Below are 25973 nucleotides of genomic sequence, written 5' to 3'. Positions count from 1 at the left end.
GTCACCGAGAGCGGCCGGGAGCACACCGCGTCCGGGCCCGTACGGAATGTCGGGCGGGTGGACGCGCCGTGCGCACCGGCCGTCACTCGCGGTGCGCCGGGCGGGCGGGCCGCCCCGGTCAGGTGATCTTGACCGGGTTGACCACGTCGGCGACGAGGACGAGCAGGGTGAAGCAGATGAAGACCCCGGCGACCACGTAGGCGACCGGCATCAGCTTGGCGACGTCGAACGGGCCGGGGTCGGGGCGCTTGAAGACCCGTGCCCCGTTGCGGCGCAGCGCCTCCCACAGGGCGCCCGCGATGTGGCCGCCGTCGAGCGGGAGCAGCGGCAGCATGTTGAAGAGGAACAGCGAGAGGTTGAAGCCGGCCAGCAGGAACAGCATCATCGCGATCTGGCTCTGGGCCGGGACGTCCAGCGTCATCACCTCGCCGCCGATCCGGGCCGCGCCGACGACGCCGACCGGGGAGTCGGCCGCGCGTTCGCCGTCGCTGAAGGCCGCGTCCCAGAGGGCGGGGATCTTGGACGGCAGGGCCACGATCGAGTCGACGCCGTTCTCGATCATGTCGCCCATGCGCACGACCGAGTCGCCGAAGGAGAGCGGGACGATCTCCCTGTTCGCCTCGAACCCGAGGTAGCCGGCTGTGACGTACTTCCCGGCGACCGCCTCGCCGTGGGAGTCCTTCTTCATCACGGCGTTCTTCATGAGCACCGCGTGCAGGGTCTTCTCCTGCCCGTCGCGCTCGACCGTGAGGGTGGCGGGGCCGATGGTCTCGCGGATGCGGTCGGAGAGGGTGGACCACTCGTCGATGCGCTCGCCGTCGAAGGCGACGATCTTGTCGCCCTTCTTCAGCCCGGCGGCCTGTGCGGGCGAGACGGCGTCGGACTTCTCGCAGGTGTCCCGGCCCGCGCTCTGCGGGATGACGCACTGCTGGACGCCGGCGACCTCGGTGGTGTTGGTCTGGAAGCCGAAGGCCATGGAGACGCCGAGGAAGATCGCCACGGCCAGGACCAGGTTCATGAACGGTCCGGCGAACATGACGATCATGCGCTTCCACGGCTTGCGCGTGTAGAAGAGGCGTTTCTCGTCGCCCGGTTCGAGCTCCTCGAAGGCGGCGGATCTGGCGTCCTCGATCATGCCGCGCCACGGCGAGGTGGACCGGGCCTCCAGCCGGCCGTCCGCCCCGGGCGGGAACATCCCGATCATGCGGATGTAGCCGCCGGCCGGGATGGCCTTGATGCCGTACTCGGTGTCGCCCCTCTTGCGCGACCAGATGGTCGGGCCGAAGCCGACCATGTACTGCGGGACGCGGATACCGAAGAGCTTGGCGGTGGAGAGGTGGCCGAGCTCGTGCCAGGCGATGGAGAACAGCAGACCGAACACGAAGACGGCGATGCCCACAATCGTCAACAGGATCGTCGTCATGCTCATGCGCGTGCCTCCGCAGTGGCCTTGGCCGAGAGTTCCCGGGCCCGGGTCCGCGCCCAGGTCTCCGCTTCAAGGACGTCCGCGACGGTGAGAGAAGTTCCCGAAGCGGGCGTCCCGTGTTCGGTCACCACCGCGGTGACCGTGTCCATGATGCCGTTGAAGGGCAGCCTGCCGGACAGGAACGCGTCGACGCACTCCTCGTTGGCCGCGTTGAAGACCGCGGGCGCGGTGCCGCCCAGCCCGCCCACGTGCCGGGCGAGTCCCACGGACGGGAAAGCCTCGGTGTCCAGCGGGAAGAACTCCCAGGTGGACGCCTTCGTCCAGTCGAAGACGGGGGCCGCGTCCGGGACGCGCTGCGGCCAGCCCAGACCGATGGCGATCGGTCCGCCCATGTCGGGCGGGGTGCACTGGGCGAGGGTGGAGCCGTCGCTGAACTCGACCATGGAGTGCACGTAGGACTGGGGGTGGACGACGACCTCGATGCGGTCGAAGGGGATGTCGTAGAGGAGGTGCGCCTCGATGACTTCGAGTCCCTTGTTGACCAGGGTCGCCGAGTTGACCGTGATGACCGGGCCCATGGCCCAGGTCGGGTGCGCGAGGGCCTGCTCCCGGGTGACGTCGGCGAGTTCGCTCCTGGTCCGTCCCCGGAACGGGCCGCCGGACGCGGTGACGACGAGCCGGCGCACATCGGCGCGCGTGCCGGCCGCGAGCGCCTGGAAGAGCGCCGCGTGCTCCGAGTCGACCGGAATGATCTGGCCGGGCGCGGCCAGCGCCTTGACGAGGGGGCCGCCGACGATCAGCGACTCCTTGTTGGCGAGTGCCAGGGTGCGCCCCGCCTTCAGCGCGGCCAGGGTCGGGGCGAGGCCGATGGAGCCGGTGATGCCGTTCAGCACGGTGTGGCAGTCGCTCGCGGCCAGTTCGGCGGCCGCGTCGGGCCCGGCCAGGATCTCGGGCAGCGGCTCGGCCGTCCCGTACTCCTGGCGCAGCGCCTCGCGCAGGGCCGGTACGGCCTCGGGCGAGGCGACGGCCACCGTGCGCACCTTCAGCAGGCGGGCCTGCTCGGCGAGGAGGGCGACCCGGCCGCCGGCCGCGGACAGCGCGGTGACGCGGAAGCGGTCGGGGTTGCGCAGCACCAGGTCGATGGCCTGGGTGCCGATGGACCCGGTGGAGCCGAGGATGACGAGATCCCGGCGGCCTTCCACGGCGTCGAAGACGAGGTGCGGGTCGGCGAGGGGGGCAGGGCTGTCGGTCATGGCGCCTATTGTCGCCGCTCGGTCTGTGTGCGGGGACAGGGCGTCCCGGGTAGCCCCGAGCGTGTCCTGTCCCGGTCCTCAGCCGGTGGCGCCGGCGAATGCGGCGAATGCCTCGTGGAACCCGGGGAACGTCTTGCGGACGCAGCCGGGGTCGTCGAACGTGATGCCGGGGGTGCGCAGGCCGGTGACGGCGAACGACATGACGATGCGGTGGTCGCCGTGGGTCTCGATCTCCACGGGCCGGGGCGTGCCGGGCAGGATCTCGATCCAGTCCGGTCCTGTCGTGACGGTGATGCCCATCCGCCGCAGGTTGCTCGCGCACGCCTCCAGCCGGTCGCATTCCTTGACGCGGGTGTTGCCGACGTCCTCGATGCGCACGGGCCCCGAGGCGAAGGGGGCGAGTGCGGCCAGGGTCGGCATGGTGTCGGAGATGTCGCGCATGTTGACGGTGAGGCCGCTCAGGGCGCCGGTGGAGCGGACCGTGGTGGCGCCGCCCGCCATGTGCACGTCCGCGCCCATGCGGCGCAGTACGTCGGTGAACCGCAGGTCCCCCTGGAGGGCGCCCTCGCTGAGCCCCGGGACGGTGACCTCGCGGCCGGTGAGGGCCGCCGCGGCGAAGAAGTAGCTCGCGGTGGAGGCGTCGGGTTCGACGGCGTAGGCGGTGGCGCGGTAGCCGCCGGGCGGCACGGTGAACACGCTGTCGCCGGGGCCGCCGCGGGTGACCTCGACGCCGAAGGAGCGCATCATCGCGAGGGTGATCTCGATGTAGGGCGCCGAGACTAGGTCGGTGACGGTGATCCGCAGCCCGGTCTCGGTGAGCGGTCCGAGCATCAGCAGGGCGGTGAGGTACTGGCTGGACTGCCCGGCGTCCAGGGTGAGTTCGCCGCCCTTGATGGCGGCGGCCTCGATGCGCAGCGGGTGGTGGCCCTCGGCCTGCTCGTGGCGCAGGTCGACGCCGAGGGTGCGCAGGGCCTCGGTGAGCGGGGCGAGGGGGCGGCGGCGCATCTGCGCGGAGGCGTCGAAGCGGTAGCTGCCCCGGGCGCCGGCGGCCGCGAGGGTGGGCAGGAAGCGGGCGGTGGTCGCCCCGTCGCGGCAGTAGACGTCCGCCTCGGTGGCGGCGGGCCCGGCGGGGCGGCCGGTGATGTGCCACTCCTGCGCCTCCTGCTCGACCTCGTAGCCGAGCGCGGTCAGCCCGGCGGCGAACCCCTGGGTGTCGTCCGAGCTCAGGGGGCGCAGAAGCGTGCTGCGGCCGTTCGCGGCGGCGGCCAGGAAGAGGGCGCGCGCGGTGACGGACTTGGAACCGGGGACATGGATGACGGTCACGGGCCGCCATCCTGCCGTGCCGGGCACCGCGCGGCGGGGCACGTCCAGCGACTGGACGGGCCCCGCCGCGCGGAGGGCGTCGCTTCAGCGGATCTTCCGGTGCCGGCGATCGTCCGGTGTCAGCGGATCTTCCGGTGGACGTTCTCCTCGGTGGAGGGGCCGGGGGTGGCGTCGGCGATCCAGGGGCCCTCGCCGCTCGGGTCCACCACGCCCTCCTCCAGCCAGCCGTACGTGCCGGACAGGACGCCGTCGACCACGCGCCGGTCGAGGTCGTCGGTGTTGGACCAGAGCCGGGTGAACAGTTCCTCGACCCGGATGCGGGCCTGCCGGCAGAAGGCGTCGGCGAGCTGGTACGCCTCGCGGCCGTGGTCGTCGGCGACGCGCAGGTGCTCGGCGCGGACGCAGGCGGCGCTCATCGCGAAGAGTTCCGCGCCGATGTCCACGATGCGGCCGAGGAAGCCCTGTTTGGTCTCCATCCGGCCCTGCCAGCGGGACATGGCGTAGAAGGTGGAGCGGGCGAGCTTGCGCGAGGCGCGTTCGACGTAGCGCAGGTGGGTGGCGAGGTCGGCGTGGCCGGCCGGGTGGAACTCGGCGTAGGTGCGCGGCAGCTGACCCGGGCCCGCGACGAGCTTGGGCAGCCACTTGGCGTAGAAACCGGCCGCGTTGGCGCCCGCCCTCGCCTTGGCGGAGAGCGGCTTGTCGGGGTCGATGATGTCGCCGGCGACCTTCAGATGGGCGTCGACGGCCTCGCGGGCGATCAGCAGGTGCATGATCTCCGTGGAGCCCTCGAAGATCCGGTTGATCCGCATGTCGCGGAGCATCTGCTCGGCGGGTACGGCCCGCTCGCCCCGGGCGGCGAGGGACGTGGCGGTCTCGAAGCCGCGTCCGCCGCGGATCTGGACCAGCTCGTCGGCGATGAGGCAGCCCATCTCGGAGCCGTACAGCTTGGCGAGGGCCGCCTCGATGCGGATGTCGTTGCGGTTCTCGTCCGCCATCTGCGAGGCGAGGTCGACCACGGCTTCGAGGGCGAAGGTGGTCGCGGCGATGAAGGAGATCTTGGCCCCGACGGCCTCGTGCTTGGCGACCGGCCTGCCCCACTGCTCCCGTACGGCCGACCACTCGCGGGCGATCTTCAGGCACCACTTGCCCGAGCCGACGCACATGGCGGGCAGCGAGAGCCGCCCGGTGTTGAGGGTGGTGAGCGCGATCTTGAGCCCGGCGCCCTCGGGGCCGATGCGGTTGGCGGCCGGGACGCGCACCTGGTGGAAGCGGGTGACGCCGTTCTCGATGCCGCGCAGGCCCATGAAGGCGTTGCGGTGCTCCACGGTGATGCCGGGGGCGTCCGCCTCGACCACGAACGCGGTGATGCCGCCCTGGTGGCCCTCCGACTTCGGGACCCGGGCCATGACCACCAGCAGGTCGGCGACGACCCCGTTGGTCGTCCACAGCTTGACGCCGTCCAGGACGTAGTCGTCGCCGTCCGGCACGGCGGAGGTGGCCAGCCGGGCCGGGTCGGAGCCGACGTCGGGCTCGGTGAGCAGGAACGCGGAGATGTCCGTACGGGCCAGCCGGGGCAGGAAGGTGTCCTTCTGCTCCTGGCTGCCGAAGGTCTTCAGCGGCTGCGGCACCCCGATGGACTGGTGGGCCGAGAGCAGGGCGCCGATCGCCGGGCTCGCGGAACCGGCCAGCGCGAGGGCGCGGTTGTAGTAGACCTGGGTCAGGCCGAGACCGCCGTACTTGACGTCGATCTTCATGCCGAGCGCGCCGAGTTCCTTGAGGCCGTTGATCACCTCGTCCGGAATCCTGGCCTCGCGCTCGATCAGGGCGCCGTCGACCCTGGTCTCGCAGAACTCGCGCAGCCGGGCGAGGAATTCCTCGCCGCGCCGGACGTCCTCTCCGGCGGGCAGCGGGTGCGGGTGGATCAGGTCCAGGCGGAAGCGGCCGAGGAACAGTTCCTTGGCGAAACTGGGTTTGCGCCAGTCCCGTTCCCGCGCGTCCTCGGCCACCTGGCGCGCTTCGCGTTCGGAGACCTTGGGCGTGGGCCGTTGTGCGGATGGAGCGGACATGAGGAGCTCACCTCGCCGCGTCGTCGGGTGGGTGGACCCGGCAGGCGCGCGGGCGGCGCGGGGGCCGTCCGCCGTGCGCTCCTGACCGGTTCTACTTGTCCGTATGTACCCGATTCCGGCGGGCCCCACCAGCCTCGGGGCGCCGATCGGGTCGGCCACCACTCCACTGCCCTGCGCCGCGTGCGGCACGCCGCACGCGGCGGTCCGCCGGACAGGCCCTAAAGAGCGAGGCCGGTGAGGACGAGGACGCGCTCGTAGGTGTAGTCGTCCATCGCGTACCGGACGCCCTCGCGGCCCACGCCGGACTGCTTGGCACCGCCGTACGGCATCTGGTCGGCGCGGTACGAGGGGACGTCGCCGATGATCACGCCGCCGACTTCCAGCGCGCGGTGGGCGCGGAAGGCGGCCTGGATGTCGTGGGTGAACACGCCCGCCTGGAGCCCGTACTTGGAGGAGTTGACGGCGGCGAACGCCTCGGCCTCGCCGTCCACCTTCTGCACGGACAGGACCGGTCCGAAGACCTCCTCGGCGGCCAGGGTGACGCCCTCGGGCAGCTCGGCGAGGACGGTCGGCGCGTACGTCGAGCCGTCGCGCTTCCCGCCGGCGAGCAGGCGGGCGCCGGCGGCGACGGCCTCGTCGACCCAGGACTCGACGCGCTCGGCGGCGGCCTCGTCGACCAGCGGGCCGACATCGGTGGCGGGGTCGGACGGGTCGCCGGTGACCTGGGCCCCGACCGCCGCGACGATCTTCGGCAGCAGCCGGTCGTAGACGGCCGCGTCCGCGATGACGCGCTGCACCGAGATGCAGGACTGGCCGCCCTGGTAGTTGGAGAAGGTCGCGATGCGGCTCGCGGCCCAGTCCAGGTCCTCGTCGGAGGCGTAGTCCCCGAGGACGACAGCCGCGCCGTTGCCGCCGAGTTCCAGCGTGCAGTGCTTGCGGGGCACCGAGTCCATGATCGCGTAGCCGACGGGGGCGGAGCCGGTGAAGGAGATCACGGGCAGCCGCTCGTCCTGGACGAGGGCGGGCATCCGGTCGTTGGGGACCGTCAGCACGGACCAGGAGCCGGCCGGCAGGTCCGTCTCGGCCAGCAGCTCGCCCAGCACCAGCGAGGAGAACGGGGTGGCCGGGGCGGGCTTGAGGATGATCGGGACGCCGACGGCGATGGCCGGGGCGACCTTGTGGGCGCTCAGGTTCAGCGGGAAGTTGAAGGGCGCGATGCCGAGGACGGTGCCGCGCGGGAAGCGCCGGGTCAGGCCGAGCCGGCCGGTGCCGCCGGCGTCGGTGTCCAGGCGCTGGGCCTCGCCGCTGTTGAAGCGGCGGGCCTCCTCGGAGGCGAAGCGGAAGACGGAGACGGCCCGGCCGACCTCGCCGCGCGCCCACTTGACGGGCTTGCCGTTCTCGGCGGAGATCAGCCGGGCGATCTCCTCGGTGCGCTCGGCCAGTCGGCGGGCCACGTGATCGAGGGCGGCGGCGCGGACGTGGGCCGGGGTCGCGGCGAACTCCTCGCGCACGGCGTGCGCGGCGGCCACGGCCTCCTCCACCTGGGCCTCGGTCGGCACGCCGACGGTGCCGACGAGCCGCCCGTCCCAGGGGTTGGTGACGTCGAAGCTTTCCTCGCCGGTGGCCTCGCGGCCGGCCAGCCAGAAGGCGTGGGTGGAGGTCATGGAGTCCGGCCCTTCGATGGCGTGGGGTGTTTCCGCCCCCACGGTAGGGCCGCTCGGGCCGCCCGGCGTTTGTCCGGCGTGGAGCGGTGAGGGGCCGGGATGCGCCTTATTGGCCAGGGGGTGTGGTGACCTTCAGGGCGAGCCACAGCTCCATGCGTACGTCGGGGTCGTCCAGGGAACGGCCGAGGATCTCCTCCACCCGCCGCATCCGGTAGCGCAGGGTGTGCCGGTGGACCCCGAGGTCGGCGGCGGCCGCGTCCCACTGGCCGTGGTGCGAGAGCCAGGCGCGTACGGAGGCGACCAGGTCGCCGCGGCCCTTGGCGTCGTGCTCGTACAGGGCGCGGAGCATGCCGTCCGCGAAGGCCCGCACCGCGTCGTCGGCGAGCAGCGGCAGCACGGAGCCGGTGGCCAGTTCCGCGTGCTCGACCAGGGCCCTGCCCCGGCGGCGGGCGACCGACAGGGCCTGCTCGGCCTGCTTGTACGCGACGGAGACGGCGACCGGTCCGGCCGGCGCGGACATGCCCACGACGACATCGCAGTCCTGGGCGGCGGCCGGCTCGCGCGGGGTCCGCTCCTCCTGCGCATCGGCGTAGGCGGCGCAGGCGGCCACCGCCGCTCCCCCGTCGGCGGCCAGCACCAGGAGGCGTTCGCCCTCGGGCACCATCAGCAGGGTCTCGCCGGCCCGGTAGGCGGCGGTGTCCATGGCGTCGGCCAGCTGGGCGGTGGCCGAGGGGTCGGGGGCCTCGGCGATGAGCAGCCGGAAGGGGGCGTCGAGCAGCCCGCCGTAGAGGTCTGCGGCGACGGCCCTGGCGTGGTCGGACTGGCCGGCCAGGAGCATCCGCAGCACCGCCGCGCCGAGGCGCTGCTCGGCGCCCTGGAGCGCGCGGGAGCGGGCGGTGGTGAGGGTGAGCAGGGCGACGGCCGAGTGCACGGCGTAGCGCTCGGCGGTGCCCAGGGCCGCGCCGGTGCCCACGGCCAGGGCGCCGCGTACCCGGCGGCCGGTGCCCAGGGACTGGAGTTCGACGCGGTCGTCGGTGTCGCCGACGACCATGCTGGCCGGGGCGGGGCGTTCGCGCAGGCGTTCCACGTCGGGGGTGAGCCGGGCGGCGCGGCGGGCGGCCCAGTCGGGGGCGGCGGCCACGACGGACCCGGAGGCGTCGTAGAGGGCGGCCCAGCCGTTGACGTGGGCGGCGAGGCGGGCGAGGAGTCCGGCGGGGCCGTCCCCGGCGAGCGCCGCACTCGTCAGTTCGCGCTGGGCCTCGAAGCCGGCGGTGACGGCCCGGTACTGGTCGGCGGCGATCTGGGAGGAGACGGCCTTGGCGATGGCGATGAAGGGGGTGCGGCGGGGCACTTCGAGAAGCGGCAGGCCGGCTTCCTCGGCTGCGCCGATCAGCGGCTGGGGCACCTCGTCGTAGTTGACGCCGACGGCGAAGCCGAGACCGGCGACCCCGGCGGCGGCCAGCCGTCGCACGTACCGGCCCATCGCCTCCGGGTTCTCGGCGTCGAGGTTGGTCGCGGTGACCAGCAGCAGCTCGCCGCCCTCCATATAGGGGACGGGGTCGGTCAGCTCGCTGGCGTGCGCCCAGCGCACCGGGGTGCCGAGGCGGTCCGCCCCCGCGCGCACCGTGAGTTTGAGCGCCGAGTGCTGGACGAGCGAGGCGAGCGTGGGCGGCATGGGGATGGGGGCCTTCGGACGGGGGCGATTTCGCCGTCCCGTATGAACGGCTCGGCTCGATTCTGCCAGGGTGGCGCAGTCCCTGTCACCGCTGCCACTCACCTCGCTCCCGTCCCTCCCCTCACATGTCCTGCGGCTTTCAGCCGGACAGGCGGACGAGCAGCGGCGACATGTGCTCGCCGGCGACCGTGGTCAGCGAGAGCACGGCGTGGCCGGGGGGCAGCTCGTAGGCGAGTCCGGAGGCGGACCAGCGTTCGCGCTCGACCTGGCGCACGGTGACCGCGTCCGTGGTGACGGCCTTGCCGGTGGCCATCTTGCGCAGGGCGTGCAGGGCGCGGGTGAGCGGCTGGTCCGCGAAGACACCGTGCTGGGCGACCTCGCGGACCTCCACCCACTCCTTGCCCCATGCCTCGGCGAAGCGCTTGCCGTCCCAGGTGGTGAGGCCGGGGAAGGCCATGGTGCAGCCGAAGGCGCCGAGCAGCGCGGTGTGCAGCCCCTCGGGCACGTCGTCCAGGGTGCGCAGGGCGAGGACCGCCCCGGCGTTGACGGACCGCAGCCGGCGGATACCCCGGACGGTCTCGGCGGTGACGGTGTGGGTGGCGTCGTCCAGGACCAGGCAGACGAACAGCGAGCGGTCGGCGCGGGCCGCGGTGACGGCGTTGAACTGGGCGAGGACGAGGCGGGCCAGGATGCGGGACGCCTCGGTGTGGACGCGTTCCGGCAGGTCGATCCGGACCCGCAGCGGGTGCTGGCCCAGCGAGCGCAGCGAGAACGGGCGGGCGTCCTCGCCGGTCGCGAAGAAGCCGGCGAAGGCGGGCCGGTCGAGCGCGGCGAGCCGGTCGGCGAGGACGGCGGCCGGGTCGGCGGCGCTGCCGGCCTGCCGGGCCCTGGCCTCCAGCTCGCGCAGCATCGCCTGGTGGCCCCCGGTCTCCAGGGCCTGGCGCAGGGCGCCCAGTGCGGCGGCGGAGCCTTCGAGGAGTTCGCGGAGTTCGGGTACGGAGGGGAAGCGGCCGTGGACGACGCGGTACGGGCCGAGCAGCTGGCCGAGCGCGGTCGCCGCGCGCCGGGTGTCCAGGGTCGGGATGTCGCCGGCCAGCCCCTCGGCGAGGGCCGCCGCCGCCTCGTCGGGGTCGGTCGTGCCGCCGTACAGGTCGAAGTCGTGCACGGAGGCCGGGTCGCCGATCCGGACGACGACGTCGTAGGCGTCGTCCGGGCCGAGCGCGCCGCTCCCGCCGCCGACGGCGAGGACCGCCGCCTGTCCGGTGAGCGCCCGCAGGGCGAGGGCTTCGACGACGGGCCGGATCACCCGGCCCGTCTTCCCGGAGCCGGGCGGGCCGACGGCCAGCAGGGAGGTGCCGAGCGAGGCGGGTTCCAGGGCCAGGCCCGTGCCCCGGCGCGGGTAGGGGTTGCGCGGGTCGTCGGCGCAGTCACCGATCCGGACCTGGCCGGTCAGCGGGTCGTGCGTGGCGGTGCGCAGGGGCACGTCGCGGAAGCCTGAGGGGTGCAGGAAGGCGTCGGCGCCGTTGCGGAGCACGGTCTCGGTGAAGGACGCGAGCCGGTCGGGCCGGGTGCGGGCGCCGGCCCAGGCGTGGCGGAGACGTACGCAGTCCACGTCGTTCATCCGGCCGGTGTACACGGCGGCGGTGAGCGCTTCGGCGGCGTCCGCGTGGCCGGCGGCGCGCAGGTCGGGCCAGTGGGCGCGGAGGGGGCCGTCGGCGGGGGAGGGGGTCGCGGACGGCGCCTGCGGGGTGGGTTCGCGGCGGAGGAACGGGCCGAGTTCCGTCGACCAGTGGCCGGTCCGGGCGAACGGCCAGACGACCGCGGTGCCGATCAGGGCGTAGAGCACGAGCATGACGAGCAGCGCCGCGAATTTGTTGCCGCCGCCCTGCATCAAGCTCGTCGGGACCGCGGGGAGGACGAGGTCGGCGAGGGGCACCCGGCGCGTCCAGATGAGCCACAGGGTGAGCAGCGCGCCGCCCAGGGTGAGCACGAGGCGGGCGCGGGCGAGGTTGGGGCCGGCGAAGTAGCGGAAGACGCCCGCCCAGCCGCCGATCCGGGCGGCCCAGAAGCCGAGGCCGAGGATGAGCACCTGGTAGTAGACGGTCGTGGAGTTGACGACGAGGGCGGGCGCGTCCTCCCTGAGACCGCCGAGGGACCACCACTCGGGCCCGGTGATGATCTCGATCGGCCTGAACACGTAGGGGACCGCGCGTTCCGTGAGCAGCAGCCACAGCAGCAGCCACAGGATCAGCGTGGCGATCGGCCCCACCAGGGAGGGGCGCGCCTCGCGCTCGGCGGGCCGGGGCACGTGGCCGTACCGCCAGACGCCGGGGCCCGCCTCGGGGCGGGGGGCGTTGAACCAGTCGGCGGTGGGGGTGGCCGCGCCCGGCGCCGGGGAGTGCGCGGGCGGGGCCTCCTGCGGAGCCGGTACGGACGGGGGCCGGGTGGGCGGCGGCACGGTGGGCGGGTAGGCGGGCGGGGCGGCGGGCGGCGGGCCCGCCGGGTGCGGTACGGAGTGCCCGGGCCGGGCGGGCGCGCCGTCGGGTGGCTGCGCACCCCGCGTACCCCACACGCCGTGCGTACCGTCGTTGTCCATGAACCGTTGCCCCCTGACCAGCCGGGTCCGACCCCTGCACCGGTCAATCTAGTGCGCGCACACGGTGAGTTCAGCAACGCGCCCGGATGGTGACCGCGCTGGAGGACCGCGGGCTCGCGCACCGGCTTCTGTCCGTCGCGGACAACGACACGTCCGTCTTCACTCCCGATCGGAGCATGCCCGACCCCCGGCCCCGCGCCTAGCCTGCAGAAAGAGAAGCGTCCGAAACACCCCCCAGGAGCCCCGCATGACCGCAATTCCGCAGGAGCGCCGCCTCGTCACCGCCATTCCCGGCCCGAAGTCGGTGGAGCTCCAGGAGCGCCGGCTCGCGGCGGTCGCCGCAGGCGTGGGCTCCACGCTGCCGGTGTTCACCGCGAGGGCCGGCGGCGGGATCATCGAGGACGTGGACGGCAACCGTCTGATCGACTTCGGTTCCGGCATCGCCGTCACCTCGGTCGGCGCCTCCGCGGAGGCCGTCGTGCGGCGGGCCTCCGCCCAGCTGGCGGACTTCACCCACACCTGCTTCATGGTGACGCCGTACGAGGGGTACGTGGAGGTCTGCGAGCAGCTCGCCGAGCTGACGCCGGGCGACCACGCGAAGAAGTCGGCGCTGTTCAACTCGGGCGCCGAGGCCGTCGAGAACGCGGTGAAGATCGCCCGCGCGTACACCAAGCGGACCGCGGTCGTCGTCTTCGACCACGGCTACCACGGCCGGACCAACCTCACGATGGCGCTGACGGCGAAGAACATGCCGTACAAGAACGGCTTCGGGCCGTTCGCGCCCGAGGTGTACCGGGTGCCGGTGGCGTACGGCTACCGCTGGCCGACCGGTGCCGAGAACGCGGGTGCGGAGGCGTCCGCCCAGGCCATCGACCAGATCACCAAGCAGATCGGCGCGGAGAACGTCGCCGCGATCATCATCGAGCCGGTCCTCGGCGAGGGCGGGTTCATCGAGCCGGCCAAGGGCTTCCTGCCGGCGATCGCGGGGTTCGCGAAGGACAACGGCATCGTCTTCGTCGCCGACGAGATCCAGTCCGGCTTCTGCCGTACGGGCCAGTGGTTCGCCTGTGAGGACGAGGGCGTCGTCCCGGACCTGATCACGACCGCCAAGGGCATCGCGGGCGGCCTCCCGCTGTCCGCCGTGACCGGCCGCGCCGAGATCATGGACGCGGCGCACGCGGGCGGGCTCGGCGGCACGTACGGGGGCAACCCGGTCGCCTGCGCGGGCGCGCTCGGAGCCATCGAGACGATGCGCGAGCTGGACCTGAACAAGAAGGCGAAGCGCATCGAGGAGGTCATGAAGGGCCGGCTCGAAGGGATGCGGGCGAAGCTGCCGAACGGCGAGCTGATCGGTGACATCCGGGGCCGCGGCGCGATGATCGCGATCGAGCTGGTGAAGCCGGGCACGAAGGACCCGCACCCGGAGGCGGCCACGCGGCTCGCGAAGGCGTGCCACGCCGAGGGCGTCCTCGTGCTGACCTGCGGCACGTACGGCAACGTCCTGCGCTTCCTGCCGCCGCTGGTGATCGGCGAGGACCTGCTGAACGAGGGCCTCGACGTCCTTGAGCAGGCGTTCACCGGAATCTGATCCCCTCCGGCTCTCCCCCGGATCCGGTACGGGCCTGTGTGGGCCTGTGAAGAAAAGGTGCGGGGCCGATGGCGGGATACCGTACCCGCTGTCGGTCCCCCTTCGACTGACGTACGGTTTCGGCAGATGAGAGAAACACCCCGCCCGCAGGGGACTGCGGGCGAATCCGGGTCGGAGCTTCCCCAGCGCCGTTCCCGGCGTGCCTTCGCGCACACCACTGGAGCCTCGCGCTCCGGAACTCCTCACCGATCGGATGGCCGCCCGTCCCACACCCCCCGGGGCGCGCGGCAAACCGGTCCACTCGTCCGCCCCGGAACCACCCCCCCTGTTCCGGGGCGGACGGCTCTTTTCCTCTCCCTGGTGTCGGGCCTGACGGCCCTGTTCGCGCTGACCACCTGGCAGGTGGCCGCCGATGGCCCGCTGCGCGGGCTCGACGAGCGCGCCGGGCGGGCCCTGGTCGGTCACGGCCCCCGGTGGCTCACGGAATTCCTCGCCGATCTCGGCAATATGCAGGTCGCGCTCCCGGTGCTGGGCTGCGCGGTCGGCTGGTCCCTGCTGCGCGGTCAGCGGCGGGCGCCGCTCGGCGCGGTCCTCGCCATGGCGGCCGTGCCGCTGCTGGTCGTCCCGCTCAAGGACTGGATCGCCCGTCCCGGACCGCTGACGGAGGCAACCGGCTACTACCCGTCGGGCCATGCGGCGACCGCGGCGGTGGCGTACGGCGCCTCGGCGCTGCTGCTGGGCCGACTGGTGCGCCGCCGAGCATGGATGATGCCCGTCGCCGCCGTCCTGCTGACGGCGGCGACGGGCATCGGTCTGGTGCTCCGCGGCTATCACTGGCCGCTGGATGTGCTGGGCAGCTGGTTCCTGTGCGCTCTGCTGCTCGTGCTGCCCGGTGTGCTCAGCCGAAGTAGGCGTCGAAGTTCTTCGAGAACTCCCAGTTGTTGAAGTGGTCCCAGTTGATGGACCAGGTCATCAGACCGCGCAGGTTCGACCAGGTGCCGTGGGTGGCGTAGGAGCCGCAGCCGGTCTTCTTGGTCAGGCAGTTCAGCGCCTTGGTGACCTCGGCGGGCGAGGTGTGCCCGTTGCCCGCCTGGGTGGAGGCCGGCAGGCCGATCGCGACCTGGTCGGGGCGCAGCCCGGGGAAGACCTTCGTCTGGTCACCGGCGACGGGGAACCCGGCCAGCAGCATGTCGGTCATCGCGATGTGGAAGTCGGCGCCGCCCATGGAGTGGTACTGGTTGTCCAGGCCCATGATGGAGCCCGAGTTGTAGTCCTGGACGTGCAGCAGGGTGAGGTCGTCGCGCAGCGCGTGGATCACCGGCAGGTAGGCACCGGCGCGCGGGTCCTGGCCGCCCCACGGGCCCGAGCCGTAGTACTGGTACCCGAGCTGCACGAAGAAGGTCTCGGGGGCCATGGTCAGGACGAACTTCTCGCCGTACTTGGCCTTGAGGCTCTTCACCGCGGAGATCAGGTTGACGACGACCGGAGTGGTGGGGTTCCGGAAGTCGGTGTCACCGGTGTTCAGCGAGAGCGAGTGACCCTCGAAGTCGATGTCCAGGCCGTCCAGCCCGTACTCGTCGATGATCTTGCTGACCGAGGAGACGAACGTGTCACGCGCGGCGGTGGTGGCGAGCTGCACCTGGCCGTTCTGGCCGCCGATGGAGATCAGCACCTTCTTGCCGGCGGCCTGCTTGGCCTTGATGGCCGCCTTGAACTCGGCCTCCGACTCGACGTTCGGGCACTCGGTGACCGGGCAGAGCTTGAAGCGGATGTCGCCGGAGGTGACGGAGGTCGGCTCACCGAAGGCCAGGTCGATGACGTCCCAGGAGTCGGGGACGTCCGCCATGCGGGTGTATCCGGAGCCGTTGGCGAAGCTGGAGTGCAGATAGCCGACGAGCGCGTGGGCGGGCAGTTGGGTGCTGGTGTTGCCGCCGTCGTCACCACCACCGCCGCTGCCCGCGGTGGTCGTGGCCGAGACGGCGGCGGACTTCGCGGACTCGCCCGCCTCGTTGGTGGCGCTGACCTGGAAGCTGTACGCGGTCGAGGCGCTGAGGCCCGTCACGGTCGCCGAGGTGCCGGTGAGGCTCTGGACCTTCGTGGAGCCCCGGTAGACGTTGTAGCCGGTGGCGCCCGCGGAGCCGGTCCAGGACAGGGCGACCGAGGAGGCGGTGGCCGTCCCCGCCTTGAGGCCCGTGGGGGCGGCGGGGATCGCGACCGGGTCGCCGCCGGGCCCGACCAGGCTGAGGTCGTCGACGTAGTAGGCGGGGGTGCCGTACCAGCCGTGGGTGTACACGTTGACCGAGGTGGTGGACGCCCCGGTCTTGAACGTGGTCGTGAGCTTCTGCCAGCCGGAGGCGGACTGCGTCCAGGTGGAGACGTCGCTCGTGCCGGTGCCGTCCGCGCCCAGGTAGACGTAACTGCCCTGCACCCAGGCGCTCAGCGTGTAGGTGGAGTCGGGCTTGACCTTCACGGCCTGGGAGCACTTGGCGTTGTCGCTTCCGGCCGGGGTCGCCTTCAGCGCCGAGGTCCCGCCGTGTACGGGGGTGCTGACGGCCGCTCCACTGCCGCCGGTGCAGTTCCAGCCGGTCAGCCCGGCCTCGAAGGTGCCGTTGAGCGCCAGGTCGGCGTCGGCCGCGGCGGCGGCGGGCGCCGATGCGGCCAGGCCACCGGCGGCGAGCAGGGCGGCCGAGAAGGCGGCCAGAAGTCCGGTCATGCGGGCAGGGGGTCCCGTGCGTTCCACAACGGCCTCCGTACAGGGGGGAATTGAGTGCGGCGCGCACAACATGGTCCAGACCAATCAGGTTGTCAAGACCTCTGGCAGCGACGGCCTCGTGCGGGTGGGGAGTCGCCGCCCCCTGAACAGCCGTGCGACAGCTGGCAACTCCCCACAACGGCAAGGGGGTTCAGTCCCCGTCACCCGCGGCCGCGCTCCCGGCCGCCTCGTGCATCGCGAGCTCCAGCAATGTGGCGTCGGTGAGCGTTCCGGAGCCGTCGGGCGGGACCAGCCAGCGCACCTTCCCGGCCGGACGGCCCGGGTACGGTACGACGATCCAGGTGCCCCGCCCCGCGCCCCGGATCCCCGTCCCGACCCAGCGGGCGACGGTGCCCGGGGGCACGAAGAAGCCCATCCGGGCCTCTCCGAAGTCCGCGAGGACCGGCCCCGGCCGGTCGATGAGCCGGGTGAGCACGTCGAGCGTCGGACAGCCCAGCTCCCCCGGCAGGATCAGCACGTCCCAGCGCCTGCCGGCGGGCAGCAGCGCAATCCCCCGCGGATCGCGCTCCCACTCCCACCGGCAGGCGTCCGGATCGGGTGCCGCCGACGCCAGCCACTCGACCGCTGCCCTGACTTCCGAGCCCGTCATGGCCCGCCTCCCTTTCCGTGTCGCGCCGGCAGGTCTGCGGACGCGTTCACCTCGGAGAGCGGGCTCGGGCCGGTTCATGACGCGACTTCGGCTACTCATGGGTAGTGATCTGGGTCACGGCGGTTGCGGGCACCGGAAACAGGGCTGTGACCTGCGCCTGCGTCGCCCGGCCGGGCCGGTTGTCAGTGGCGGGTGACAGACTCCGTGGCATGAAGCACGTGGGGGATGTCGGGAGCGCCGAGGCACTGGCCGAGCTGACCGCTCGCGGCGAGAAGGTGAAGTACCTGCCGTTCTGGGGGCACCGCCCGCGCCCGGACGGCCGGATCGGCGCGAGCTGCCTGAGCCAGTGGTGGCCCTCGCCGTTCACGGTCGACGGCGTGGACTACGCGTCGGCCGAGCACTGGATGATGGCCGGCAAGGCCCGGCTCTTCGGCGACGCGGAAGCGGCCGGGCGGGCGGTGGCGGCGAAGAGCCCGGCCGAGGCGAAGAAGGTGGGCCGGCTGGTCCGCGGCTTCGACGAGGCGGTCTGGGAGCGCGAGCGGTACGGGCTGGTGGTGGCGGGCAGCGTCCACAAGTTCGGCCAGGACCCGGAACTGCGCGCGTTCCTGCGGAACACGGGAGACCGGGTGCTGGTGGAGGCGAGTCCGCTGGACCGGATCTGGGGCATCGGGCTGGCGGCGGACGATCCGCGCGCGGCGGACCCCTCTGCGTGGCGGGGCCTGAATCTGCTGGGCTTCGCGCTGATGGAGGCGCGCGAGCGGCTGCGGGCCGGGGCCGACGGCATATGAAACGGCTCGCGGGGCGACGGGGAGTGGTCCCCGCCGCCCCGCGAGCCGCTGCCGTCCCCGGACGGCCGATGACCTCGCGGCCCGGGCCCTCAGGCCCGCAGGGAGATGCCTCCCAGCGGGGCGTGCTGCGGTGCCTCGACGACCAGGGAGAGCGCGGCCGGTTCGTAGTCCGAGCCGCTGTCCTCGTCGTAGTCGTCGGTGTTCGCCGCCCAGATGGTGAGCCCCAGGAACGCCGCGCTGACGACGATCCCGATCGACCCGAGGATGATGCCGGCGAGGGCCACACCGCCGTTGTCGGCCGCGCCGTCGCGGACGCGGCCGCGGCCTATGAGACCGAAGATCAGCGCGAGAATGCCGAGGACGATACCGAGGCCGAGCATGCAGAAGGCGACCGTCGCGATGATGCCGAGCACCAGCGAGGCGACGCCCATCCCGTTCGCGGGCTGCGGACCGCCCCAGGTCTGCCCGTAACCGGGGTAGGCCGGGTAGCCGTGCTGCGGCTGCTGCGCGGCCGGGTAACCGTACTGCGAGGGCTGACCGCCGGGGTAGCCGTACTGCGAGGGCTGGGTGCCGGGGTAGCCGTACTGCGGCGGGGCCTGCCCGGGGCCGTTCGGGCCGACCGGTGGCGGCGGTGCGGTCCCGGGGCCGGGCCAGCCGGCCGGGCCGGGCTGCTGCCCCGACTCCGGACCGGTGAAGCCGACGGGCGGCACGGGGCCCGTGCCCACGCCCGGCATCGAGGTCACCGTCAGCTGATCGTGCACGGTCGGCGGGCGGGTGGTCCCGGGCGCGCCGTCCGTCGGCGGGCGGGTGGTCCCGGGCGCGCCGTCCGTCGGCGGGCGGGCGTCTTCCGGTGCGCCACCGGCCGGCGGCCTGCCCGCATCGGACTTCTTGTCCAGGGGCACCCTGGTCTGCGGCGGAGCCCACGGATCGCGCGGTGCGGCCCCGTCCGCCGGCTGCTCTGTGTTGTCTGGCATGGGCCTCCCCCATCGTGATGCGGTCATGCTACGGGCGGGCTCGTCCTACGATGACTCCCGTCCCCCGCCCCGGACGCCCCGGCGACCGCGGCACCCGTCACCACCCCACGCCCATGGAGGCCCCGATGACCGATCTGCACCCCTTCATCGCGGGGCTGCCCAAGGCCGAGCTCCATGTCCACCACGTCGGTTCGGCCTCCCCCCGCATCGTCGCCGAGCTGGCCGCGCACCACCCCGACTCCAAGGTCCCCACCGCCCCCGAGGCAGTGGCCGACTACTTCACGTTCACCGACTTCGCCCACTTCATCGAGGTCTACCTCTCGGTCGTCGACCTGATCCGCACCCCGGAGGACGTCCGGCTGCTGACGTTCGAGATCGCCCGCGACATGGCCCGGCAGAACATCCGTTACGCCGAGCTGACGGTCACCCCGTTCTCCTCCACCCGGCGCGGCATTCCCGAGCAGGGCTTCATGGAGGCCATAGAGGACGCCCGCAAGGCCGCCGAGCGCGAGCTCGGGGTCGTCCTGCGCTGGTGCTTCGACATCCCGGGCGAGGCCGGTCTCGAAGCGGCCGAGGAGACCACCCGGCTCGCCGTGGACCTGCGCCCCGAGGGACTCGTCTCCTTCGGCCTCGGCGGCCCGGAGATCGGCGTGGACCGCCCGCAGTTCAAGCCCTACTTCGACCGCGCGATCGCCGAGGGCCTGCACTCGGTGCCGCACGCCGGGGAGACCACGGGCCCGAAGACCGTCTGGGACGCGCTGACGGCACTGCGCGCCGAGCGCATCGGCCACGGCACCAGCTCCGTCGCCGACCCGAAGCTGCTGGACCACCTCGCCGAGCACCGCATCGCCCTGGAGGTCTGCCCCACGTCGAACATCGCGACCCGGGCGGTGAAGGACATCGAGCAGCACCCGGTCCGGGAGATGGTCCAGGCAGGTGTGCTGGTCACGATCAACAGCGACGACCCGCCCATGTTCGGCACGGACCTCAACAACGAGTACGCGGTGGCAGCCCGCATCCTCGGTCTCGACGAACGGGGTCTGGCCGCCCTCGCAAAGAACGCCGTCGAGGCGTCCTTCCTCGACCCGGCCGGCCAGCGCGCGCTGGCCGCCGAGATCGACACGTACACGGACAACTGGCTGGCGAGCGTCGGCCGGTGACCGCCCGGCGGTGACAATGGCCCCATGCCCATGCCTGTCACCGCCGTCGCCCACCGCGGCGATCCGTACCGCGCCCGCGAGAACACCCTCCCCTCGATCCGTTCCGCCGTCGAACGGGGGGCGGACGCGGTCGAGATCGACGTCCGGGTCACCCGTGACGGGGTGCCGATCCTGCTGCACGACGCCACGCTGGAGCGGCTGTGGGGCCGCGACCTGCGGCTGGACCGGCTCACCCACCAGGAGCTGACCGAGCTGACGGCGGGCGGTGTGCCGACGCTGCGCGAGGCGCTGCTCGCCGTCGGGGCGCACCGCGTGATGATCGATCTGCCGGGCGCCACGCCCGAGTCGGTGAAGCGGACGGTGGGGGTGGTGCGGGAGTGCGGGGCCGGTGAGCGGGTCTACTACTGCGCGGGCCCCGAGGCCATGCTGCGGGTGCGGGCCGCCGACCCGTCCGCCGAGATCGCGATGACCTGGACGACCCTCGCACCGCCGCGCCCGGCCCTGCTGGACGCGGTTCGGCCGCGCTGGCTGAACTACCGCTTCGGCCTGGTCAGCAGGGAGCTGGCGGACCGCAACCACCGGGACGGGCTGCTGGTCTCGGCCTGGACCGCGGACACCGGCCGGACGATGCGCCGGCTGATCGGCCACGGCGTGGACTCGGTCACCACCAACCGGATCGACGTGCTCCGCAAGCTGATCGACCGGCACGTGGGCGGTACCGCCGGGCCGCGGCCGTGAGAGGCCCGCGGGAGACCTGGCGCCGGCTGCGGGAGGCCGGTGGTCCGGGCACCCGGGTGACGGACATCGGCGTGGCCCTGGTGGTGCAGGCCGCGGTGTCGGTCCCGTGGGTGCTGCCCGGCGGCCCGGGTCTGGAGCCCGCGGCACCGGCCGCGTATGCGCTGACCACCTTGACCGTTCTCCCGCTGCTGTGGCGGCGCCGGGCCGCCCGTACGGGTGCTGCTGGCCGTGCTGACGGCCCAGAGCCTGTACGGGCTGGCGGTCGCGGGCCCGGGGCAGACCCTGCCGTACACCGGACTGGTCGCCCTCTACAGCGTCGCCGCCCACGCCCCGTCCCCGGCCAGGCGACTCTGCGGGGCGCTGACCCTGGCCATCGTCTTCCCCTCGGTGGCGCTCAACACGGGCGAGGTCCGTGAGCTGGTCTTCTCCCTGATGGTCTTCACGGCGGCCTACGGCTTCGGCCGGTTCACCGACACCCGCCAGGCATACACGCGGGCCGTCGAGGACCGGGCGAGGCAGCTGGAGGTCACCCGCCGGATCGAGGCCGAACAGGCGGCGGCCCGCGAACGGGCCCGGATCGCGCGGGAGATGCACGACATCCTGTCCCACGCGGTGAGCCTGATGATCGTGCAGGCGGAGGCCGGCCCGGTGGCGGTCCGTACGGCTCCGGAGCGGGCCGAGGCGGTGTTCGACGCGATCTCGGAGACCGGCCGGGACGCGATGGTCCAACTGCGCCGGATGCTCGGCGTGCTGCGCGAGAACGAGCAGCGGCCCGGGGCGCCGCGCACCCCGCAGCCGGCCCTGGCCGACCTCCCCGGCCTCGTGGAGCGCGTACGGGGCAGCGGCCTGGAGGTCACCAGCACGGTGACAGGCCCGGAGCGGCGGCTGCCACAGGACACCGGGAGCGCCGCCTACCGGATCATGCAGGAGGCTCTGACCAACACGGTCAAGCACGCCGCCGCCACCACGGCCGGCGTCCTGCTGGCATACGGGGAGAACACCCTGACCGTCTCGGTGACCGACGACGGCAGAGGCGGGAGGACGGGCTCCGGAACCGGCCACGGCCTGGTCGGCATCCGGGAGCGGGCGGCGGCGCACGGCGGCAGCGCGCGCACCGGCCCCGGCCCGGGCGGCCGAGGGTTCCGGGTCGACGTCACGCTGCCGCTCGTACCGGTAACGTCACCGGCGGAGATGGGGAGTTGACGATCCGTGTCGTGGTGGCGGACGACCAGGAGCTGCTCCGCAGTGGCTTCGCGATGATTCTGGACGCCCAGCCGGACATCGAGGTGGTGGCCGAGGCCGGGGACGGGGCGCAGGCAGTGGACGCGGTGCGCCGGCTGGAGCCCGACGTGTCCCTGCTGGACATCCGGATGCCCGTGCTCGACGGCGTCGGCGCCTGCCGCGAGATCAGCGCCGGGTCCGCCTGCCGGACGGTCATGCTGACCACGTTCGACTCCGACGAGTACGTGTACGAGGCGCTGCACGCGGGGGCGAGCGGCTTCCTGCTCAAGGACGTCCGCCGGGACGACCTCGTGCACGCGGTGCGGGTGGTCGCGGCGGGCGACTCGCTGCTGGCGCCCTCGGTGGCCCGGCGGCTGATCGCCGAGTACACCGCGCCCGGCCGCGTCGGCGGCGGTGGTCGGCGAGCAGCGGCTCGGTGTCCTGACCGCCCGGGAGCGCGAGACGCTGCTCCATCTGGCGCGCGGGCTGTCCAACGCGGAGATCGCGGCGGCCATGGTGGTCAGCGACCACACCGTGAAGACGCACGTCGGCAAGGTGCTGTCCAAACTGGGCCTGCGCGACCGCGTCCAGGCGGTCATCAGCGCTTACGAGACGGGGCTCGTCACTCCCTCGGCGAAGGGGGCGGCCCCGGCTCCCTCCCCCGCGCAGGGGAGGAAGCGGCCCGTCTGAATCCCCCGCTCAGGTGATCCGCCGGAGCCTCCCGGTGCGCAGGATGGGATCAACAGCAGCGCGGCCGGTACGACTTCGCCGCCACGGATCTCTACGCCGGGAGGCACCACGATGAACGCCCGCACTCTCCGTACCGTCCTCGCCGCCGCGTTGGTCGCCGGCATCGCGGCGGGCACCGCCGGGCCGGCCCTGGCTTCGGGCGTCCCGGCGGCCCGCGGCCCGCACGCCACCGCCTCTGCCCACCCCGGGGCGGACGCCCAGGCGGTCAAGGCGCTCATCGCCGGACTGCCCGACGAGGGGGCGACGGCGGCCCTCGTCCGGCTGGGCGGCGCCGGGGGAGGTTGGAGGGGCTTGGCCGGGGTCCACGACCTGGTGACGAAGCGCCCGGCGGACCCGGACGCCCGGTTCCGCGCGGGTTCGGTCACCAAGGTCTTCACCGCCGCGACCGTGCTCCAGCTCGCCGGCGAGCGGAAGCTGAGCCTGGACCGCCCGGTCCGCTCCTACCTGCCGGAGCTGATCCCCTCCGCGTACGGGGCGGTCACCGTACGCCAGTTGCTGAACCACACCAGCGGGCTGCCGTCCGCCGACTTCCCGGGCGACACGGTGGAGGAGTGGTACGCCGACCGCTTCCAGCGGCACGACCCGCGCGCGATGGCCGCCTCGGCGACGGCCAAGGAGCCCGAGTTCCCGGCGGGGACCCGGCAGCACTACCTCGACATCAACTACACGGTGGCCGGGCTGCTGATCGAGAAGGTCACCGGGCACAGCTACGAGGCGGAAGTCTCCCGGCGCGTCCTGTCCCCGCTGGGCCTGCGCGACACGTCGTTCCCCGGCTCCGACCCGCGCGTCCACGGCCCGTACGACCACGGCTACCAGCGCGTGCGGCTGGAGGACGGCAGCACCGGTCTGCGGGACGTCAGCGTGTGGGGCCCGACCGACGGCTGGGCGGCGGGGGACGTCATCTCCACCACCGCGGACCTGGAGCACTTCCTGACCGCGCTGTTCCGCGGCCGGGTGGTGCGCGGGCCGCTGCTGGAGGAGATGTTCACGCTGCCCGACCCCTCGGTGCGCGACTTCGAGTCCGGTAAGGCGCCCGCGTACAGCGCCGGCCTGTCCACCTGGAGGCTGGGCGGCCGCCAGGTCTGGGGCAAGACCGGCGGCCGCTGGGGCTACAACGCGGGGATCGGCGCCACCCGCGATCTCTCCCGCACCCTCGTCTACAGCATCAACTCCACCGACGCGAAGGCCGAGGGGGAGAACGCCCTGGTCACGGGGTCGTGGGCACGGTCTTCGGCGCCCAGTCGGCCGACTGAGTCAGACGGTCACCGGCTCGGGCCCCGCCATCCGGTCCAGGGCCTCCAGCCGCTTGATCTTGAGGTGCACGATCAGCAGCGGGATCACTCCGAACACGCCGAACGACATGTCTATGACGGACCACCAGAAGGGGATGTCGCGGATCGGTCCGCAGATCAGTGCGAGCGGGACGATCCCGGCGCAGGCGATCATGCCGAACTCGATCACCCAGATGTTGCGGACCGGGTCGCGGAAGGGGCCGTAGAAGGCGACCGCGATGACCAGGTGGGCGAAGGCCAGCCAGTCGGTGCCGTACAGCACGAAGGGATATCGGGCGTCGGCCTCGTCGAGGCCGGTGCGGACGCGGGTGATCCACTCCATCAGGGCCGGGAAGTGCTCGGGGACGGGCGAGGCCGAGGAGCTCAGCAGGTCCTCGGTCCAGCGCAGTTCGTGGACGAGCGGGAAGGCGGTCAGCCCGCTCAGGACCAGACAGACGATGAAGACGACCAACCACACGCGTATGCGCCTTCGCAGGGCGCGTCGCTCGCTCATGTCCGCAGCGTACGCCCGCATTTACCGGCTCTTTACGCCGCCTCCGGCGAGGCGTACCGAAGCCGGATGACGGCTGCGGCCCCGCGCGAACCGGACGGTTCGCACAGGGCCGCGGGGGACATGCGCTCAGCCCTCGATGGAGGTCATGACGTGCTTGATGCGGGTGTAGTCCTCGAAGCCGTAGGCGGAGAGGTCCTTGCCGTAGCCGGACTTCTTGAAACCACCGTGCGGCATCTCGGCGACCAGCGGGATGTGGGTGTTGATCCAGACGCAGCCGAAGTCGAGGTTCTTCGACATCCGCATGGCGCGGGCGTGGTCCTTGGTCCAGACCGAGGAGGCCAGGGCGTATTCGACGCCGTTGGCCCACTCCAGCGCCTGGGCCTCGTCCGTGAACGACTGGACGGTGATGACCGGGCCGAAGACCTCGTGCTGGATGATCTCGTCGTCCTGCTTGAGGCCGGAGACGACGGTCGGGGCGTAGAAGTAGCCCTTGTCGCCGACCCGGTGGCCGCCCGCCTCGACCCGGGCGTGGGCGGGAAGGCGCTCGATGAAGCCGCTGACCTGGGCCAGCTGGTTGGCGTTGTTGAGGGGGCCGTAGAGCACGTCCTCGTCGTCCGGCAGACCGGTCTTGGTGTCGGCGGCGGCCTTGGCGAGCGCCGTGACGAACTCGTCGTGGATGGACTCGTGGACCAGGACGCGGGTCGCCGCCGTGCAGTCCTGCCCGGCGTTGAAGTAGCCGGCGACCGAGATGTCCTCGACGGCCTTGGCGATGTCGGTGTCCTCGAAGACGACGACGGGCGCCTTGCCGCCGAGCTCCAGGTGGACCCGCTTGACGTCCTTGGCCGCCGACTCGGCGACCTGCATGCCTGCCCGGACCGAGCCGGTGATGGAGGCCATCGCCGGAGTGCGGTGCTCGACCATCGCGCGGCCGGTGTCGCGGTCGCCGCAGACGACGTTGAAGACGCCCTTGGGCAGGATCTGCCCGATGATCTCGGCGATCAGCACGGTGGAGGCCGGGGTGGTGTCGGACGGCTTGATGACGACGGTGTTGCCCGCGGCGAGGGCCGGGGCGAACTTCCAGACGGCCATCATCATCGGATAGTTCCACGGCGCCACCTGCGCGCAGACGCCGACCGGCTCGCGGCGCACGATGGAGGTCAGCCCCTCCATGTACTCGCCGGCCGAGCGCCCCTCAAGCAGCCGGGCGGCGCCCGCGAAGAAGCGGATCTGGTCCACCATCGGCGGGATCTCTTCGGTGCGGGTCAGCCCGATCGGCTTGCCGGTGTTCTCGGACTCGGCGGCGATGAGGTCCTCGGCGCGGTCCTCGAACGCGTCCGCGATCTTGAGCAGGGCGCGCTGGCGCTCGGCCGGTGTGGCGTCGCGCCAGGCGGGGAACGCGGCCGCGGCGGCGTCCATCGCGGCGTCGACGTCGGCGGGGCCGGAGAGCGGCGAGGTCGCGTAGACCTCTTCGGTCACCGGGTTGACCACGTCGATCGTCCGCCCGTCGGCGGCGTCCCGGAACTCCCCGTTGATGTAGTTGCGCAGACGGCGTACCTCGGCGGTCACGGCCACCCCTCCTGATGTGAGTCCAATGGGTGAGACGA

17 protein-coding genes and 3 pseudogenes are annotated in these 25973 nt (G+C 72.8%); 8 read left to right on the top strand and 12 right to left on the bottom strand.

Translation table 11 applies throughout. The features are described from left to right. Positions 1–118 precede the first annotated feature (118 nt). From E6R18_RS20180 to E6R18_RS20150, 7 genes are all read right to left on the bottom strand, one after another. Entirely contained in the window at positions 119–1429 is a 1311-nt protein-coding gene (locus E6R18_RS20180; protein WP_136318297.1) for a site-2 protease family protein, read from the bottom strand. After that, entirely contained in the window at positions 1426–2679 is a 1254-nt protein-coding gene (gene dxr, locus E6R18_RS20175; protein WP_136318296.1) for a 1-deoxy-D-xylulose-5-phosphate reductoisomerase, read from the bottom strand. The genes E6R18_RS20180 and dxr overlap by 4 nt, the downstream gene beginning before the upstream one ends. 78 nt (positions 2680–2757) lie before the next feature. After that, positions 2758–4002 carry a 3-phosphoshikimate 1-carboxyvinyltransferase gene (gene aroA, locus E6R18_RS20170; protein ID WP_136318295.1) on the bottom strand — a complete coding sequence of 415 codons (1245 nt, stop codon included), beginning with the start codon at positions 4000–4002 and terminating at the stop codon, positions 2758–2760. A gap of 119 nt (positions 4003–4121) precedes the next feature. Then, a complete protein-coding gene (locus E6R18_RS20165) occupies positions 4122–6068 on the bottom strand; it encodes an acyl-CoA dehydrogenase family protein (RefSeq protein WP_136318294.1) in 1947 nt (648 codons plus the stop codon). A 218-nt stretch (positions 6069–6286) separates the two neighbouring features. Further along, the gene (locus E6R18_RS20160) at positions 6287–7732 is read right to left on the bottom strand and encodes an aldehyde dehydrogenase family protein (RefSeq protein ID WP_136318293.1); all 1446 of its coding nucleotides are present in this window, start codon (positions 7730–7732) and stop codon (positions 6287–6289) included. Between the two features lie 106 nt (positions 7733–7838). Further along, entirely contained in the window at positions 7839–9407 is a 1569-nt protein-coding gene (locus tag E6R18_RS20155; RefSeq protein WP_136318292.1) for a PucR family transcriptional regulator, read from the bottom strand. Positions 9408–9546: 139 nt separating this feature from the next. Next, positions 9547–12003 carry an ATP/GTP-binding protein gene (locus tag E6R18_RS20150; protein WP_136318291.1) on the bottom strand — a complete coding sequence of 819 codons (2457 nt, stop codon included), beginning with the start codon at positions 12001–12003 and terminating at the stop codon, positions 9547–9549. 247 nt (positions 12004–12250) lie between these two features. Here E6R18_RS20150 and gabT point away from each other — a divergent pair, with 247 nt between their 5' ends. Beyond that, positions 12251–13591 (top strand): 4-aminobutyrate--2-oxoglutarate transaminase, encoded by a 1341-nt coding sequence (gene gabT, locus E6R18_RS20145; RefSeq protein ID WP_136318290.1) that lies wholly within the window; start codon positions 12251–12253, stop codon positions 13589–13591. A gap of 126 nt (positions 13592–13717) precedes the next feature. Next, positions 13718–14536, top strand: a complete 819-nt coding sequence (locus E6R18_RS20140; RefSeq protein ID WP_240799791.1) for a phosphatase PAP2 family protein — start codon at positions 13718–13720, stop codon at positions 14534–14536. Here the strand turns inward: E6R18_RS20140 and E6R18_RS20135 are convergent. Both E6R18_RS20135 and E6R18_RS20130 read right to left on the bottom strand, forming a co-directional pair. Continuing rightward, a complete protein-coding gene (locus E6R18_RS20135; protein ID WP_136318288.1) occupies positions 14490–16331 on the bottom strand; it encodes a glycoside hydrolase family 18 protein in 1842 nt (613 codons plus the stop codon). The two genes, E6R18_RS20140 and E6R18_RS20135, sit on opposite strands and share 47 nt — an antisense overlap. Positions 16332–16494: 163 nt before the next feature. Beyond that, positions 16495–16953 carry a hypothetical protein gene (locus E6R18_RS20130; RefSeq protein WP_136318287.1) on the bottom strand — a complete coding sequence of 153 codons (459 nt, stop codon included), beginning with the start codon at positions 16951–16953 and terminating at the stop codon, positions 16495–16497. A 209-nt stretch (positions 16954–17162) separates the two neighbouring features. Here E6R18_RS20130 and E6R18_RS20125 point away from each other — a divergent pair, with 209 nt between their 5' ends. Beyond that, positions 17163–17741: an NADAR family protein gene (locus E6R18_RS20125; protein WP_136318286.1), complete on the top strand. Its 579-nt coding sequence runs from the start codon at positions 17163–17165 to the stop codon at positions 17739–17741. Between the two features lie 89 nt (positions 17742–17830). Here the strand turns inward: E6R18_RS20125 and E6R18_RS20120 are convergent, their stop codons facing one another. After that, entirely contained in the window at positions 17831–18715 is an 885-nt protein-coding gene (locus E6R18_RS20120; protein WP_136318285.1) for a DUF4190 domain-containing protein, read from the bottom strand. 125 nt (positions 18716–18840) lie between these two features. Here E6R18_RS20120 and E6R18_RS20115 point away from each other — a divergent pair, with 125 nt between their 5' ends. The 5 genes and pseudogenes from E6R18_RS20115 (at position 18841) to E6R18_RS20095 (ending at position 23837) form a co-directional block, all read left to right on the top strand. Continuing rightward, the gene (locus E6R18_RS20115) at positions 18841–19875 is read left to right on the top strand and encodes an adenosine deaminase (protein WP_136318284.1); all 1035 of its coding nucleotides are present in this window, start codon (positions 18841–18843) and stop codon (positions 19873–19875) included. A 24-nt stretch (positions 19876–19899) separates the two neighbouring features. Next, on the top strand, positions 19900–20613 hold the full coding sequence (locus E6R18_RS20110; protein WP_136318283.1) for a glycerophosphodiester phosphodiesterase: 714 nt from the start codon (positions 19900–19902) through the stop codon (positions 20611–20613). Between the two features lie 56 nt (positions 20614–20669). Further along, a pseudogene (locus E6R18_RS20105) lies at positions 20670–21816 on the top strand (histidine kinase). After that, positions 21813–22524: pseudogene (locus E6R18_RS20100) on the top strand (response regulator transcription factor). Before E6R18_RS20105 ends, E6R18_RS20100 begins: the two co-directional pseudogenes overlap by 4 nt. A gap of 111 nt (positions 22525–22635) precedes the next feature. Further along, positions 22636–23837: pseudogene (locus E6R18_RS20095) on the top strand (serine hydrolase domain-containing protein). 1 nt (position 23838) lies between these two features. Here the strand turns inward: E6R18_RS20095 and E6R18_RS20090 are convergent. Both E6R18_RS20090 and E6R18_RS20085 read right to left on the bottom strand, forming a co-directional pair. Further along, positions 23839–24369, bottom strand: a complete 531-nt coding sequence (locus tag E6R18_RS20090) for a hypothetical protein (protein WP_206308329.1) — start codon at positions 24367–24369, stop codon at positions 23839–23841. A gap of 126 nt (positions 24370–24495) precedes the next feature. Continuing rightward, positions 24496–25935, bottom strand: a complete 1440-nt coding sequence (locus E6R18_RS20085; protein ID WP_136318282.1) for a gamma-aminobutyraldehyde dehydrogenase — start codon at positions 25933–25935, stop codon at positions 24496–24498. Positions 25936–25973 lie beyond the last annotated feature (38 nt).

The sequence above is a fragment of the Streptomyces sp. A1277 genome (assembly GCF_004795015.1).
Lineage (GTDB): Bacteria > Actinomycetota > Actinomycetes > Streptomycetales > Streptomycetaceae > Streptomyces.
Note: the sequence above shows the minus strand (reverse complement) of the source record. Positions and strands in the feature narration are given on the sequence as shown.

Coding starts and splice junctions, on each gene's coding strand:
- E6R18_RS20155 (WP_136318292.1), bottom strand. CDS start 9,407: ATGCCGCCCACGCTCGCCTCGCTCGTCCAGCACTCGGCGCTCAAACTC.
- E6R18_RS20165 (WP_136318294.1), bottom strand. CDS start 6,068: ATGTCCGCTCCATCCGCACAACGGCCCACGCCCAAGGTCTCCGAACGC.
- E6R18_RS20130 (WP_136318287.1), bottom strand. CDS start 16,953: ATGACGGGCTCGGAAGTCAGGGCAGCGGTCGAGTGGCTGGCGTCGGCG.
- E6R18_RS20115 (WP_136318284.1), top strand. CDS start 18,841: ATGACCGATCTGCACCCCTTCATCGCGGGGCTGCCCAAGGCCGAGCTC.
- gabT (WP_136318290.1), top strand. CDS start 12,251: ATGACCGCAATTCCGCAGGAGCGCCGCCTCGTCACCGCCATTCCCGGC.
- dxr (WP_136318296.1), bottom strand. CDS start 2,679: ATGACCGACAGCCCTGCCCCCCTCGCCGACCCGCACCTCGTCTTCGAC.
- E6R18_RS20125 (WP_136318286.1), top strand. CDS start 17,163: ATGAAGCACGTGGGGGATGTCGGGAGCGCCGAGGCACTGGCCGAGCTG.
- E6R18_RS20120 (WP_136318285.1), bottom strand. CDS start 18,715: ATGCCAGACAACACAGAGCAGCCGGCGGACGGGGCCGCACCGCGCGAT.
- E6R18_RS20150 (WP_136318291.1), bottom strand. CDS start 12,003: ATGGACAACGACGGTACGCACGGCGTGTGGGGTACGCGGGGTGCGCAG.
- E6R18_RS20090 (WP_206308329.1), bottom strand. CDS start 24,369: ATGAGCGAGCGACGCGCCCTGCGAAGGCGCATACGCGTGTGGTTGGTC.
- E6R18_RS20180 (WP_136318297.1), bottom strand. CDS start 1,429: ATGAGCATGACGACGATCCTGTTGACGATTGTGGGCATCGCCGTCTTC.
- E6R18_RS20110 (WP_136318283.1), top strand. CDS start 19,900: ATGCCCATGCCTGTCACCGCCGTCGCCCACCGCGGCGATCCGTACCGC.
- E6R18_RS20160 (WP_136318293.1), bottom strand. CDS start 7,732: ATGACCTCCACCCACGCCTTCTGGCTGGCCGGCCGCGAGGCCACCGGC.
- E6R18_RS20140 (WP_240799791.1), top strand. CDS start 13,718: ATGAGAGAAACACCCCGCCCGCAGGGGACTGCGGGCGAATCCGGGTCG.